This is a genomic window from Winogradskyella sediminis (genome assembly GCF_003387355.1).
GTDB classification, from domain to species: Bacteria; Bacteroidota; Bacteroidia; order Flavobacteriales; family Flavobacteriaceae; genus Winogradskyella; species Winogradskyella sediminis.
In genome coordinates, this window is the sequence record NZ_QUNH01000002.1 from 97,104 (window position 1) to 111,953 (window position 14,850).

The window sequence follows — 14,850 nt, forward strand, 5'->3', positions numbered from 1 at the left end:
GTTATAATTCATCGAGAATTGAAGTTATAATACGACAACCTTCTATTATTTCCTCATTTGATATGGTTAATGGAGGTGTAATTCGGATGGCTTTGGGTTCAAAGAGTAGCCAAAACAAGATTAATCCTTGGTCTTGTGCTTTTAAAATAACTTGATTTGTAAGCTCTGCATTTTCGGTAAAAGCGGCTAACATTAATCCACGACCTCTAATTTCTTTAATATGTTGATGTTGTAGGTGTTGTCTTATTAATTGTTCTTTTACTAAAGTTTCTAACATGAGGTTAGAGGTGGTAACTTCTTCTAAAGTTGCTAGAGCTGCAGCCGCAACAACTGGGTTGCCACCAAAGGTCGTGATATGTCCAAGTTTAGGATTGTCACTTAAGGAATCCATCATTTGTTTTGACGCAGAAAATGCTCCAATAGGTAAACCACCACCAAGTCCTTTGCCTGTGACTACAATATCTGGTTGGCAATTGTAATGTTCAAATCCAAATAGTTTCCCTGTTCTTCCAATTCCTGGTTGAATTTCATCTAAGATTAAAACCGCACCTACCGCATTACAGCGTTGTTGTACTTTACTGAGGTAATTATTTGTAGGCTCTATAAATCCTGCACCTCCTTGAATTGTTTCAAGGATTACGGCTGCGGTTTTTGACGTAATTTTTTCTAAATCTGAGGCTGCATTAAATTCAATATGGGTAACATCTGGAATGAGTGGTAAAAATGGCTGCTTGCGTTCTTCATAATCCATTAGGCTCAGCGAACCCATTGTATTTCCGTGATAAGCATTTTTTGCTGCAATAATTTCAGAACGGCCTGTAAAACGTCGAGCTAATTTTAAGCTTCCTTCAATAGCTTCTGTTCCTGAATTAACGAGGTATGTCGAATCTAAAGGTTCTGGTAAATGTTTGGCCAATAATTTGGTTAGTTCTAAGGCTGGTTTTTGAATGTATTCTCCATAAACCATTACATGGAGGTATGAGTCTAATTGTGCTTTTACTGCAGATACGACTTTTGGATGTGAATGTCCCAAGCTACATGCTGAAACTCCAGCTACAAAATCGAGATAAGCTTTGCCTTTGGTGTCATAAATATAACTTCCTTTAGCGTGACTTATTTCCATTGCTAGTGGGTGTGGAGTAGTTTGAGCTTGATATTTTAAAAATGCCTCTTTCAATTATTATTGCCCTTCTTTTTTTATAATTTGCTTTAAAGGTTTTGTCGCGGTCGAGTCCGATTCTTTAGTTGTAGATTCTAATGGTTTTACAATAGTTTTTTTAGGGAGATTCCGAGCCGCTTTGTTTTCTTTTTTAGGAGTGGCTTTACCTGCTTCTTCTACACGTTCTGTAACATTATCATCTACAAAGGCTTCAGGTGGAACGTAATCCGCTAATCCTTGAATAATGGGTAAGTCTAAAGGTGGATCATCCTTAAATAAATCTTCAACAGATAGTGGTTGTTCTTCTCCTCTCCAATCAAAATCTCGTAAGCGTCTTCCACTTTTAGGGAAGTCTGATTCTGGAAAAATATTGCCATCAATTTGATTAATAAATCGTACTTCATCTATGGCTTGATCAATAATTTTAACGTTAATACTTCCAGATTTTGATTTCTGAATACCGATAAGTTCACCTTCATCATTTCTTAAATATCGAATGGTTTCTGCATTCTTAACGATATCAACATTGTAAAGCTCGTTATTTCGAAATAAACCTGTTAAACGTAATCCTTTTATTTGATTATAACCCTCTTCACTTAAGGTGTCTTTATTGATTAAAAAAGCATTTTCAAACACCTTTAGAGAATCTAATTGTTCTGTTTTAGGGTTAGATATTAAGTGAATGGTGTCACCTGTCATTTGATTCCCAATATTCCAAAGTACAGGTTTTCGTTTCATTGCAAAGGCATCACTAGAATTATATCGACTAAGGTTAATGAGTTGAGTTAAACCTTCTTTGTGGTTAACGTGAATAGAATCGGCTTTACCTGCCATATCACTTTTATAAAGTCTGGCATTATAGTAGGCGCGAGTAATGCGGTTTTCTGGTTTGCCTGTAACCATTAGTGTATCGGCATGTATGTAAATTGAATCTTGTTCTTGAACCGTTATTGCCAAAGCACGTTTTGTAATATACATGGAATCTTTGGCGCGCCAAACTTCAGCATAATGGCCTTTTACAAGACTTTTATTAAGTGTGTCGGTGACTGTAATGTTGTTGGTGGCTGAGGCAAAATTTTTGTTTCTGTCAAAATATAGGCTGTCGCCTTCTACGGTACGATTATCATAATCAATTTTGGCATTACGCTGAAAATGACCAATATCGCTATTAGTATCATAAAAACCACGTTCGCAATAAATTTTACTCGTTTCTCCAACAATAGTAGAAGGTCCAAAAAGATATGCGAAACCATTTTCTGTGAAAAAATCGAGACGTTCTGTATTTAAAGTGTAATCTGAATTTACAAGTATTACATCTTGTATAAATTGATACTTGCTGGCATTAATATAATACCGACCAATTTGACTTGTGATAGTTCCAGAGGTATCTCTAACCACAGTTCCTCTAGTATTGTAATAAGCTTGTTGTTTTATTCTGTCGAAATAAAGCGTATCTGTTTTAAGTGTTGATTGTGGTTCGGTTAAAACCACATCACCACGAGCCATGGCCATTTGTGCTTTGCCACTATAATCTATATATTTTGCGACCATATTTATGGAGTCACCTTGTTTCATGGCAACATTTCCAAAGGCTTCTATATAGTCTTGATCTTCGTAATAAATGGCTTTATCGCAAAAAAGATCGGCTCCTTTATGTATAAAATGGACTTGTTTAGACTTGTCTCTAAGAAATACTAAGGCACCTTCTTTAATATCGGGAGACGTAGACGTGTTTCCAGAATATTTTACGGTTATTTTCTGTCGTTCTTGTCCAAAACTAAAAAAGACAGATAGGAGGCAAAGGATAAATAGAAGCTGTTTAAATCGTTTCAAAGGCATATATTTTTTACAAAATAACACTTATTAGATTTGCTTTAGTATGTGTTAACGTTTTTTTTAACAGAACTGCATGACTGCCAAGCATATTAGTAGATAAAAAGATTGGTTTTTTTGAGAAATCATTTTAAGCTAAGATAATATATCTTGACTGTAAATTTCACAAAAAAACCAATACGGTATTTAAGTCCAATTATATCGTCTTGCGAATAATAGTTTGTTTACGATCTGGACCTACAGACACAATAGTAATAGGAATATTTAATTCTTTTTCTAAATATTCAACATATGCATTAAGGTTTTTAGGTAGTTGTGAAGCTTCCGTCATCCCAGTTAAATCAGCAGCCCAACCTTTTAGTTCTGCATAAATAGGTGTAATGTTTTCTTCTTCTATATTGTAAGGTAAATGTGTAATCGTTTCACCTTTATAGTTGTATGCGGTACATACTTTAAGGGTTTCAAATCCTGAAAGTACATCGCCTTTCATCATAATAAGTTGCGTCACACCATTCACTTGGCAAGCATAGCGTAAAGCCACTAAATCTAGCCAACCACAACGTCTAGCACGTCCAGTCGTAGCGCCAAATTCGTTTCCAACTTTAGCCATAGTTTCTCCATCCTTATCAAATAATTCCGTTGGGAATGGTCCTGAACCTACACGAGTAGTATATGCTTTAAAAATACCAAAAACTTCCCCAATTTGATTTGGTGCCACACCTAAACCGGTACAAGCACCTGCCGCAGTGGTATTAGATGAAGTGACAAATGGATATGTTCCGAAATCGATATCTAATAAAGACCCTTGCGCACCTTCAGCTAAAATAGATTTTCCAGATTGTTGTGCTTGATGGATGTATTCTTCAGAATCAATAAAAGCTAAACTTTTTAAAGTTTCAATAGCTGCAAAGAAATCGGCTTCTAATTCTTTTAAATCGTATTGAATATCTACGTTGTAAAATTCAATCATGGCTTCGTGCTTGTCAGCTAAAGCTCTGTATTTATCTTTCCAATCAGCTAATTCAATATCTCCAACTCTAATGCCGTTTCTGCCGGTTTTATCCATGTATGTTGGACCAATACCTTTTAAAGTAGATCCTATTTTTGCTTTTCCTTTTGAAGCTTCACTAGCAGCATCTAATAAACGGTGTGTTGGTAAGATAATATGAGCTTTACGCGAAATACAAAGAGATTTTTTGTAATCTACATTTTGTTCTTCTAATTTATCTAGCTCTTTTTTGAAAATAACAGGGTCGATAACAACTCCGTTACCTACTAAATTCACTTTATCTTCGTGAAAAATACCTGATGGAATTGTATGTAGTACATGTTTTTTACCGTTAAACACTAAGGTGTGACCTGCATTTGGTCCACCTTGAAAGCGCGCAATAATATCGTAATTAGAGGTAAATACATCGACAATTTTTCCTTTGCCTTCATCTCCCCATTGTAATCCAAGTAGTAAATCTACTGCCATTTTAAAATTGAGTTAGTCGTCTTTTTTACGATTACCGTAAAAATATAGTGAATGATTAGTTATCTGAATATTAAAAACCTCTTCTATGGTTTTTTTGATGGACTGAATGCGTGGGTCACAAAACTCTATAACTTCTCCTGTATCGGTGAGAATAACATGGTCGTGATTTTTATCAAAATACGATTTTTCGTAGTGTGCCTGACTTTTCCCAAACTGATGTTTACGGACTAAGGCGCATTCTAATAATAATTCTATGGTGTTATAAAGCGTTGCTCTACTTACACGATAATTTTTGTTTTTCATTTTAATATATAAAGACTCTATATCAAAATGTTCTTCGTTATCATAAATTTCTTGAAGTATAGCGTAGCGCTCAGGTGTTTTTCTATGACCTTTATCTTCAAGGAATTGTGTAAAAACACGTTTTACAATTTCCTGGTTACTTTCTTCTGTGATTGCATTCATAATTAAAGAGCAAATTTACGCAAATTTTATAGGATATGAATTATAAAAGTGGCGATTAAAATTGAAAGAAATGAACAAGTTTTAAATAATGGTTAATAACCTTTATACTCGCGTAACTTTGTCAATTCCATTAATTTGTTTAAGCTTGTTAATAAGCTTTTTTAACATGGCCTGATTTTTTACCTGAACTGTTATTTTACCTGTAAATATACCATCGTCACTTGAAAAGCTGATACTCTTCATGTTAACGTGCATATTACCTGAAATTAGTTTTGTAATATCGTTAACTAACCCTAAATTATCAATTCCAGATAAGATAATCTGTGAGGTATATACTTGCTGTGTAGAGTCTATCCATTTGGCCTGCATAATTCTATACGCATAGTTAGATTGTAAACTTACAGCATTAGGGCAGTTTTTTTTGTGAACTTTTAATCCATCGTTAATTGTTAAAAAACCGAACACCTTATCTCCCGGAATTGGGTTACAGCAATTAGCAAGTGTATAGTTAAGTTTTTCTTCTTCTTTTCCAAATACTAACATGTCGTATTTGGAAGTAACTTCTTCTTTATGAATGTCTTTAGAAACTGAAGGTTTATAAATTTTGTTTTTAAAGTAACTCATAAAAGCATTACTTCGTGATGAGGCAAAGGCTTTTAACTTGGTATTATCAATACTACCAATACCTACACGATAGAATAAATCTAAAGAAGTATTAAGTTTAAAATAACTCACTAATTCATTTACGGAATTTTCATTTAGCGTGATTTTGAGTTGTTTTAATTTTCGTCTTAAAATCTCTTTTCCTTCTTCAGCTATGATCTTAGTGTCTTCGTTTAATGCCGATTTTATTTTGCTACGTGCTCTAGCTGTTGTAGCGTAATCTAACCAGTTGGCATTGGGTTTAGCGCTTTCTGAGGTTATGATCTCTACACGGTCTCCACTTTGTAGTTTGTGGCTCAAAGGCATTAGTTTACCATTTACCTTAGCACCACGGGTTTTTAAACCGATTTCAGTGTGAATACTAAAAGCAAAATCTAATGGTGTGGCGCCTTTAGGTAACGATTTTAAATCTCCTTTAGGTGAAAACACAAAAATTTCCTTGGAGTATAAATTCAATTTAAATTGTTCAACGAAATCTACAGCATCAGCTTCGTGATTTTCTAAGGCTTCTTGTAAACGATTTATCCATAAATCGAGATTATCTTCTTTGGCATCTGCATTTTTGTATTTGTAATGTGCCGCATAGCCTTTCTCGGCAATTTCATTCATACGTTCACTTCTAATCTGAACTTCCACCCAACGGCTCTTAGGTCCGACCACAGTAATATGTAGTGCTTCGTATCCTGTAGACTTTGGTGAGGAAATCCAATCTCTAAGTCGAATAGGATTGGGGGTAAAGTGATCTGTAACTATCGAATATATTTTCCAAGCCAAAAACTTTTCATTGGCTAAATCCGATTTATAGATGATACGAACCGCAAATTTGTCATATACCTCTTCAAAGGCGACTCCTTGTTTTACCATTTTTCTACGAATGCTAAATATCGACTTTGGGCGTCCTTTAATTTCGTAGTTTAAGCCTTCTTTATTGAGTGAATCTTCAATGACTTTTGAAAAAGCTTTTATATAAGCATCCTGATCTTCTTTACTGTCTTGTATTTTAGAAAGAATGTCGTTGTAGACTTCGGGTTCGGTATATTTTAAACCTAAATCTTCAAGCTCGGTTTTTATATTGTAAAGTCCAATTCTGTGTGCTAATGGTGCGTATATGTATAAAGTTTCCGATGCAATTTTAACTTGTTTGTCGGCACGCATAGAGTCCATGGTTTGCATATTATGCAATCGGTCTGCTATTTTTATAATAATAACTCTAACGTCTTCATTTAAGGTAAGCAGCATTTTTCTAAAATTCTCAGCTTGCAAAGACACATCCATGTCTTTTTTTAATGAAGAAATTTTAGTGAGTCCATCTACAATTCTAGCAACGGTTTCCCCAAACAATTGCTCAATATCATCTATGGTGTAATCTGGATTATCTTCTACCACATCATGAAGCAAAGCTGCAGCAATAGACGTGGCATCCATACCTATTTCTTGTGCAACAATTCTAGCCACAGCAATAGGGTGGAAGATGTACGCTTCTCCAGATTTTCGACGTTGATCTTTGTGCGCATCGACAGCTACTTCAAAGGCGTGTCGAATTAATTTTTTATCCTCTTTAGTTAAAGTCTGGTAGCTTACTTTTAATAATTCCTTGTAAGCTTTGGCAATAGCCTTATTTTCTTTTTCTATAGCTTCCTCAGTCATAAGAACTAAAGTAAACAAAGTCTATGATATAAACAATGTGTTCTTCTAGAGAATTTTTCAAGTTTCTTAAAAGAGGAAATTTTGAACGATTTGAGTTTTATGCATTCACTATTTAACACAATAGCTTAATTGAATCCTTATTAAATTATCAATTAGGCCTTGTAACAATTAAATCTTGCATTACTGAATTTATTGTATATAGGATAGGTTTTTATAAGTTTATAAATACTGCTTTCATGATTATTAGGTAAATCTTAATATCATTTTAAAATTAAAAAGGCTAAAAACAATGAAATTAATATTGTTTTGTAGCCTTTTAGTTGGTTTTAGTTTTGCTATTAATCTAAATCCGGAATTTCTATTTGATTTATGCTGTATAGGTATGTTGCTTCTTTTTGTTTAAAATTTGCAATGGCATTCACTACATCGGCTTCGGCTTCTTCTTTAGCTTGTCTGGCGTCTAACAGATCCGATAAATTGTTTAAACCGTTATTATAATTATCGCGTTGCGCCTCTAAATTTTCGGTAGCAAAATCAAGTTTGTCTTTAGCATATTGTATGCGTTTGTTGGCGGTTTGTAAATCGTACCAATTTTTGGTGATGTATTTGGTTAATTGGTCTTCTACATCTAATAAATTATTTTCAGCAATTTTTAAATCCAATTCTTTTTGGTGAATTCGTTTTTTTTCTTTGCCCCAAAATGCCGAAATAGGAATGGATACCGTGCCAAAAGCAATAGGTTGAACATCCATGTTAAAAGCATTGTTAAAGGTGCCCACTTTTGCAGCATTAATGCCTACTGCAACTTGTGGTAATAAGTTAGATTTTTCGTTTTTTATTTCTAATTGTGCAGCACTAACTTGCTTTTCTGATAACTGATAGAGGTTGTTGCCTGCTAAATCTATATTTAAATTATTTTTTAAAATTGAAGTTGAAAAATTGTCTTTTGTTATCGTACTAGTAGCCACCATTGTGGTATCGAATGGCATGCCAACATACAGTGCTAAATCTAAAAGTGCAATTTTTCTCAAATTTGAAAGTTCTAATTCGTTTGCCAGAATATTACTTTTTTCAACCTTTACTTGTAACAGTTGGCTTTTGGAAATTAATCCCGCATCTAATAAATCTTGTTGCTGTTTTAAAAGTTCATTAACATAGGTTTTTCCGGCAGTGAGTACTTTTTGTTGCTCTTGTATTTGTATTAGTTGCCAAAATTTTAATTCGGTATTAAGCATAACGGAATCAATGGCTGTTTCATGACCAATTTTTCTGGCTTCCAGTTGTAATTCGGCAAGCGCGTTACCAATTCTAACTTTTCCACCAGCATAAACGGCTTGTGTTGCTGTAGCACTTACGGCATACAAATTTTCTATGCCATTTGGTAAATACGTTGGAATTTCGGGAACCAAATAATCAAATGCCTGCACCGCAAATGCACTTGCGGATACTTCTGGGAAATAGTTGTGAAACGCTTCTTGTTTTACAAATTCGGCTCTTTTTATTAAAAGAGAATCGTTTTTTATACTTCTGCTATATTGAAGTGCTTTCTTTTTTAAATCCTCTAATTTTAATTCTTTTTCTTGTGCATTTGTAGTAGTGATGCTCAACAAGAAAATAAGAAAAAAGCTCGCTGTGAAATATGCTGATTTATAGGTGTTCATCATGATTTTTTAAATGTTATGTTCTTGTTCTAATTTGTCTTCGTCTGCTCTAAAAAATAACCAATACAAAATCGGTAAGACATAAAGGGTTAATACCATAGAAACCAATAAGCCAAATGCAATTACGGTACCCAAAGGTCCCCAAAGACTAGAGCGACTAATAATCATAGGTGTTACACCTACAGCAGCTGCAGCCGAAGTTAAAAATATAGGACGCATTCTACGCTCTGCCGATAAAATGGCAGCTTCTCTAAATGTTTTGCCATGGTGACGATGAAGCTCATCGGCATAATCTATTAAAATAATACCATTTCTAACTACAATTCCACATAGGGCTAAAATGCCTAAGAACGATGTAAATCCAAAAGGATATTGCATTAAAAGCAGTCCAAGTGCCGCACCTAAAATACTTAATGGCATAGTTATAAAACTTAAAACCGCATGCTTAACCGATTTAAAATGCCATATAAGAATCAATATGATTATAACCACACTGACTAAAAGAGAAACTCCCATTGGTAACAGGTTTTCTTGAGCCATTTCAAACTCACCACCAAAATCTACCTTAATATGTTCAGGAATGTTAAGTGTTTCTAATTTTGGTTTAATTTTATCTAAAACCACATTGGCAACAGCCCCTTTTTCAATATCAACCCTAACGGTTAAACATCGTATTCCATTTTGTCTAACAATGCGCTCTTGTCCCCAATTTGCTTTTATGTCTGCAACTTGGTTTAATGGAATATTTTTACCTGTTGAAGGCACAATAATTGAAAGTTGGTTGAGTTCTGAAATGGTTTCGGCCTTGTCTGTTTTAGACTTTACTTTTACATTTATTGCATAGCTGTCTTCGTAAATTTGTGTGGCGTGCAAGCCTTCCGTGTTCATTGCAATAGTGTTGGCAACATCTTGTTTTGTTAAGCCAGCTTGTGCCAGTTGTTGTTCTTTTAGTTTAATGCCTACTTTATTATACACTTCACCAAAATCCGTTCGAGACCAAATGGTTTGTGGTGTTTGTCTGGCTAGGTTTATAATAGAATCGCCATATTTATTAAGTTCAGCAATATCATTACCATATAATTTAATTTCAATTGGTGCAGGTTTACCCACCATGTTTAATTGCTTCATTCGTAAATACGCATTTGGAAACATATCTGCATATTTTTCGTCGTAATCTCTTAATACGTCTTCCGTGGCATCATCAGAAGTGGTTGTCACTAAAATTTGTGCATAGTTTTTTGCTGGTAAATTAGGGGCATACACCATATGGAATCTTGGTGAACTTTCGCCTATAAAACTGGTGTAATTGACCACGCGTTCATCATTTGCTAATACTTTCTCAAATTCATTGACAACCTTAGCCGTTTCTTCTAAATTGCTAGATTTATTTAAATTAACTTCTACTGCAAATTGATTTCTTTCCACAATTGGGAATAACTCCTGACTTACATTTGAAAATAAAAATAAACCTAAAACAATAGAAAGTACGCCAGCTAAAACTGTAATTCGGTAATGCTTCATAGCGCTGTTTACGCTATTGTTGAAGAAGGTTTGAATACGGTCTAGCATTGATTTTTTGTGTTCTTCCCCTTCTTTCTTATGAGCATGCAGTCCTTTTTTAATAAAAACCGTGTTTAAATGCGGCACCAACAAAACAGAAATGGTTAACGATAAGAATAAGGCTATAGATATAGTCCATGGGAACGTACTTAAAAAGTCTTTTGCTGTACCACTCATAAAAAACATCAATGGGAAAAAGGTGGCCGAAATCGCTAAGGTTGCAGTGAATACAGATGGAAATAATTCGGTAGCACTTTCTAAAGCGGCTTTCCAGCGTGATTTACCTTCGTCTAGTTTTTCAACGTAATTATCAATAACCACAATAGGGTCGTCTACCACAATACCTAAAACAACAATTAAAGCCGCCAGCGTAACGGTGTTTAACTCCATGTTTAATAAATACATAACCGCCAATGTAGAAGCAATGGTAATAGGTATGGTTGCTGCAGCTAGTGACGCGACACGGAACGGCAGCAACAACATACATACCAAGATAACACCCATAAGAGCGTAACCAAACTCTTTCATAAAATGCGCTATCGAATGGTTTACAGCTTCTGGTTGGTCAGCAATAACATTGATGTTAATGTCTTGTGGTAAGTCTTCTTTTAATTTGGATATATGTTCTTCAATTTCGTCGCCGAACTGAACAATATTGTTGCCTTTGGCCATTTCTAAAGTAATGATAATACTTCTGGTACCATTGCTTTGAATGTAAGAATCTGGGTCGTTATACTCGCGTTTTACTTCGGCAATATCGCTAACACGAACCACATTTCCGTTGCCATCTGACCTAATAATATGTTGGGAAATATCTGCTATATTCTTAAATGAAGGGTTAATATGAATAGGGTAATCTATGGTTTCCGATTCTAAATCTCCTGCAGCATTAATAGCACCTTGCGCATTTAAACTTTGCATTAACATGCCAGGACTAATGGCATATTCAGCGAGTTTATTTTGGTCTACGTAGACTGCAATTTGTTCGTTTATACTTCCGGAATAGCTAATTTTAGCCATTTCCTCAATGCCACGTAAATCGTCTATAATTTCTTCGGCATGCAGTTGTAAATCTTTATACGGTCTGTCTTTAGACTCTACCGTTAAAATCATGGCAGCAGTGTTACCAAAATCGCTATTAACTATAACGCCTCTAACTTCTGGTGGTAAGGACGTTTGCTGAAAAACAAATAAATCGTTTTTTAATCTGTTCCAAAATTGTTGTGTTTCGTTTTTATCAACTCTACTCGCAATTTCAACATAAACATAGCTCATCCCTTCTTGCGAATACGAGTAGGTTTTGGCTTTATCAATTTCGTTAAAACTGAATAAATATTCTTCTAATTTTGTAGTGAGTTGTGCTTCAACCTCTTCAGAACTTGCTCCAGGATATACACCAACAACAAGTCCTGTACGTATGGTAAAATCTGGAAACTCGTTTCTAGACATATTAACTAAGCCTAAAATACCAATACAAAAAAACACCACAGCTAGCGCTACAGGGAAAGCGGTGTTTTTCATTCCCCATTCAATAAGTGAACCTTTTTGTTTCATCTTTTATTTTGTTAAAATTTTAATGGGTGTATTGTTTGTTAGTTTGTGGTAACCAGATGTAATGACTTTGTCTCCAATAGCAAGGCCACTTTTAATTTCGATACCATCGTTATAAAGTTTGCCTATTTCTACGATTTTGCGTTGTGCTGTTTGGTTTTCGGTATTGACTACATATACAAAGTTTTCACCTTCGTTGGTTATAGACACCACATCTACAGGAAGTTTAAAAGTTTGATTTGTAACGTCGTTTACCGTGTTGATTTTATCTTCAATAACGTTAGTACAAGTCATTCCTGGTTTTAAAATTAAATCAGGATTGTTTACTGTGATTTTAGCAGTATAAACAGGGGTTTGGCTTTCGGATTGTACCGCAATTTCGGTTAAGGTTCCTGAAAATGTTTGGTTTAATGTTGGGACATAAATATTTGCTTTACTACCTGTTTTATAATTGTTGATTTCATGGTCTGATAAGGAAATGATGGCTTGTACTTTACTTAAATCTATCAATTCTACAATAGGCATTCCTGGGGAAGCAACATCACCAGATTCCATTAACTTATTGCTAATATAACCACTAAAAGGTGCCGTTAATTTGGTGTGGTTTAAATTTTTGCTTGCCGCATTTAAAGCCGATTGTGCTTGTTCGTAGTTAGATTTTGCTTCTATCATTCGTATTTCAGCAATACTCCCTTTTTGAAATACACTATTTATTCTTGTAAAATTTTCTTTAGCTAGGTTGGCTTGTGCTTTATTAGCTTCAAACTGTGCATTGTACATAGAAGGGTCTATAGCAGCAATAAGTTGTCCTTTTTTTACATAATCGCCCAAACTAACTGGTAGTTTTGTGATATCTCCTGCAACTTGAAAACTAATATTTGAAGTTTTTATAGGTTTAATTATACCTGGAAATTTTTCGGAACTACTATTAACACCATTGTCCTGTGTTATATTTACAATATTTACGGCAATAGGGGTAATTGATTTGCTTGTTTGTTCCTCTGCACAAGAAACTATAGTTAGCCCTAAGAGCATAGCATAAAAAAAGTGTTTAGTCATCATTTTGGGTTATTTAAGTTTTAATGATTGTATAAGTAGATTATTAATCCAATTAATTTTAGTAAGCATGTCGCCTTTCAGGGTTTCATAAATAAAAAATTCTTTTTTAGTATTATCAATAGTATTTACGATAATGGTTGCTAAAAAAATGATATGTTCATTATCTAAAATTTCTATTTCTTTATTTTGAATTGCCCATGTTAAACAGTCCTTTATCATTTCTATATCTTGCTCACGAATCTTTACGGTTATTGAAGAAATAAAATCTTCACCTTGTCTTAAATCATGTAAAATAATTTTATAAGTTTCTAAAGCATTTTCTATATGAATGATATTTTCCTTGGCGTAAATAGATAGATTTGCCTCTAACGTGTTTGTGTTTGAAAGTTTAGATTTGCAGATATCTAATAGAGGTTTGTACACGTCGAGCATACAGGCTTTAAAAACATCTTCTTTGTTTTTGTAATAATAATAAAGTGTACTTCTGCCTTTTCCACTAGCTTTTGCTATAAGTGCCATATTGGCTTTTCTAAAACCGTATGTCTCAAATACGGTTTTGGCAGCTTCAATAATCTGTGTTTTTACAAATTCGTCTTTACTGGTATTCGACATTTGTTGCTGTTTTGTTTATTTTTCGACAAAATTATAAAAAATGTCTAAAATTAAATCAAAAAATAATTATTTAACATAAACTTAAACTATAAGATTCATAATCGGAATTGTGCTAGTCACAGGTTTAGCTACAAGCGGGATTCATTGTGAACTGATGCTTATGGACTCTGATCCCTAACTATAGTGTGTTGTAGTGTTTCATATTCTATAGACTTGGGTGATGAAAACCAATCTTTATATAGAATAAGGATTCGTATAAATCTATATCTGGATGATATTGGAATGAGTCACAAAGGATTTTCAATTGATGTTTTAATCGATTTTTTGAATTGATAACTACACTAACTTATGTGGTAAAAACAATAAAACCCGCAATATATGCAGGTTTTATTCAAATTTATTTTAAACTGAAATTTAAGGATTAGTAGACCATAAGGAAGCATTTGCCATCATAGCACGTCTTGGTAGTTTTAAACCAGAAATAATTAGCTCAGCAAAATCTTCAGGTTGTAAAACACTATCTTCAGAGTCTTTACTTGCAATTCCTAATTCTATAGACATGTCTGATGCAATGGTACTTGGTGTTAACGTACACACTCTAATATTGTTTTTACGGACTTCTTTCATTAAGGATTGCGACATTCCGATAACCGCAAATTTTGAAGCAGAATACGCAGAAGTAGATGCATTTCCGTTTAAACCAGCCGTTGAAGATACATTAATAATATCACCTTCATTTTTAGCAATTAAATGCGGTAAAACTTCCTTAGTTACATAGTACATGCCCATAACGTTGGTTTGTATAATTTGACTCCATTGTGCCACCTCCATATCATTTAAAGTTCCGAAAGCTGCAATACCAGCATTGTTTACTAAAATGTCTATAGCGCCTAAACTGTCGATTAAAGATGTAATGTTTTTCTGAACTTCTTCATAATTACTCACATCAAATGAAGCATAAATGGCATTGACACCAAATTTCTTTAATTCGGCAACGGTTGCTTTTAAAGCCTCTTCATTTCTTCCTGTGATAGCAACATCAATGCCTTCTTTAGCAAATGCAATTGCGGTTGCTTTTCCAAGACCTCGACTGCCTCCGGTTATTAGTGCTTTTTTATTTTTTAATTCTGTCATTGGATTTACGTTTTATTTGGAATTCAAAA

The 14,850-nt window shown here is 34.1% G+C and carries 10 protein-coding genes; all 10 read right to left on the minus strand.

The window, feature by feature from the left end; all coding sequences use genetic code 11:
• Position 1: 1 nt before the first annotated feature.
• The gene (locus C8N41_RS07760) at positions 2-1,177 is read right to left on the minus strand and encodes an aspartate aminotransferase family protein (protein ID WP_115838862.1); all 1,176 of its coding nucleotides are present in this window, start codon (positions 1,175-1,177) and stop codon (positions 2-4) included.
• A 3-nt stretch (positions 1,178-1,180) separates the two neighbouring features.
• The gene (locus tag C8N41_RS07765; protein WP_170137103.1) at positions 1,181-2,998 is read right to left on the minus strand and encodes an OstA-like protein; all 1,818 of its coding nucleotides are present in this window, start codon (positions 2,996-2,998) and stop codon (positions 1,181-1,183) included.
• 190 nt (positions 2,999-3,188) lie between these two features.
• Positions 3,189-4,469: an adenylosuccinate synthase gene (locus tag C8N41_RS07770; RefSeq protein WP_115838864.1), complete on the minus strand. Its 1,281-nt coding sequence runs from the start codon at positions 4,467-4,469 to the stop codon at positions 3,189-3,191.
• A 12-nt stretch (positions 4,470-4,481) separates the two neighbouring features.
• Positions 4,482-4,925, minus strand: a complete 444-nt coding sequence (locus C8N41_RS07775; protein WP_092447706.1) for a Fur family transcriptional regulator — start codon at positions 4,923-4,925, stop codon at positions 4,482-4,484.
• Positions 4,926-5,036: 111 nt separating this feature from the next.
• Positions 5,037-7,244: a RelA/SpoT family protein gene (locus tag C8N41_RS07780; protein ID WP_115838865.1), complete on the minus strand. Its 2,208-nt coding sequence runs from the start codon at positions 7,242-7,244 to the stop codon at positions 5,037-5,039.
• A gap of 338 nt (positions 7,245-7,582) precedes the next feature.
• Entirely contained in the window at positions 7,583-8,908 is a 1,326-nt protein-coding gene (locus C8N41_RS07785) for a TolC family protein (RefSeq protein WP_249033255.1), read from the minus strand.
• 6 nt (positions 8,909-8,914) lie between these two features.
• Positions 8,915-12,019 (minus strand): efflux RND transporter permease subunit, encoded by a 3,105-nt coding sequence (locus tag C8N41_RS07790; protein ID WP_115838867.1) that lies wholly within the window; start codon positions 12,017-12,019, stop codon positions 8,915-8,917.
• A gap of 3 nt (positions 12,020-12,022) precedes the next feature.
• Positions 12,023-13,078 carry an efflux RND transporter periplasmic adaptor subunit gene (locus tag C8N41_RS07795; RefSeq protein ID WP_115838868.1) on the minus strand — a complete coding sequence of 352 codons (1,056 nt, stop codon included), beginning with the start codon at positions 13,076-13,078 and terminating at the stop codon, positions 12,023-12,025.
• Positions 13,079-13,084: 6 nt separating this feature from the next.
• Entirely contained in the window at positions 13,085-13,687 is a 603-nt protein-coding gene (locus tag C8N41_RS07800; protein ID WP_115838869.1) for a TetR/AcrR family transcriptional regulator, read from the minus strand.
• Positions 13,688-14,101: 414 nt separating this feature from the next.
• Complete coding sequence (locus C8N41_RS07805) at positions 14,102-14,821, minus strand: 3-ketoacyl-ACP reductase (protein ID WP_115838870.1); 720 nt, start codon at positions 14,819-14,821, stop codon at positions 14,102-14,104.
• Positions 14,822-14,850 lie beyond the last annotated feature (29 nt).

Excerpts from the sequence above, each read along its gene's own strand:
- C8N41_RS07770 (WP_115838864.1), bottom strand. The coding sequence starts at position 4,469 with ATGGCAGTAGATTTACTACTTGGATTACAATGGGGAGATGAAGGCAAA.
- C8N41_RS07795 (WP_115838868.1), bottom strand. The coding sequence starts at position 13,078 with ATGATGACTAAACACTTTTTTTATGCTATGCTCTTAGGGCTAACTATA.
- C8N41_RS07785 (WP_249033255.1), bottom strand. The coding sequence starts at position 8,908 with ATGATGAACACCTATAAATCAGCATATTTCACAGCGAGCTTTTTTCTT.
- C8N41_RS07800 (WP_115838869.1), bottom strand. The coding sequence starts at position 13,687 with ATGTCGAATACCAGTAAAGACGAATTTGTAAAAACACAGATTATTGAA.
- C8N41_RS07765 (WP_170137103.1), bottom strand. The coding sequence starts at position 2,998 with ATGCCTTTGAAACGATTTAAACAGCTTCTATTTATCCTTTGCCTCCTA.
- C8N41_RS07790 (WP_115838867.1), bottom strand. The coding sequence starts at position 12,019 with ATGAAACAAAAAGGTTCACTTATTGAATGGGGAATGAAAAACACCGCT.
- C8N41_RS07780 (WP_115838865.1), bottom strand. The coding sequence starts at position 7,244 with ATGACTGAGGAAGCTATAGAAAAAGAAAATAAGGCTATTGCCAAAGCT.
- C8N41_RS07805 (WP_115838870.1), bottom strand. The coding sequence starts at position 14,821 with ATGACAGAATTAAAAAATAAAAAAGCACTAATAACCGGAGGCAGTCGA.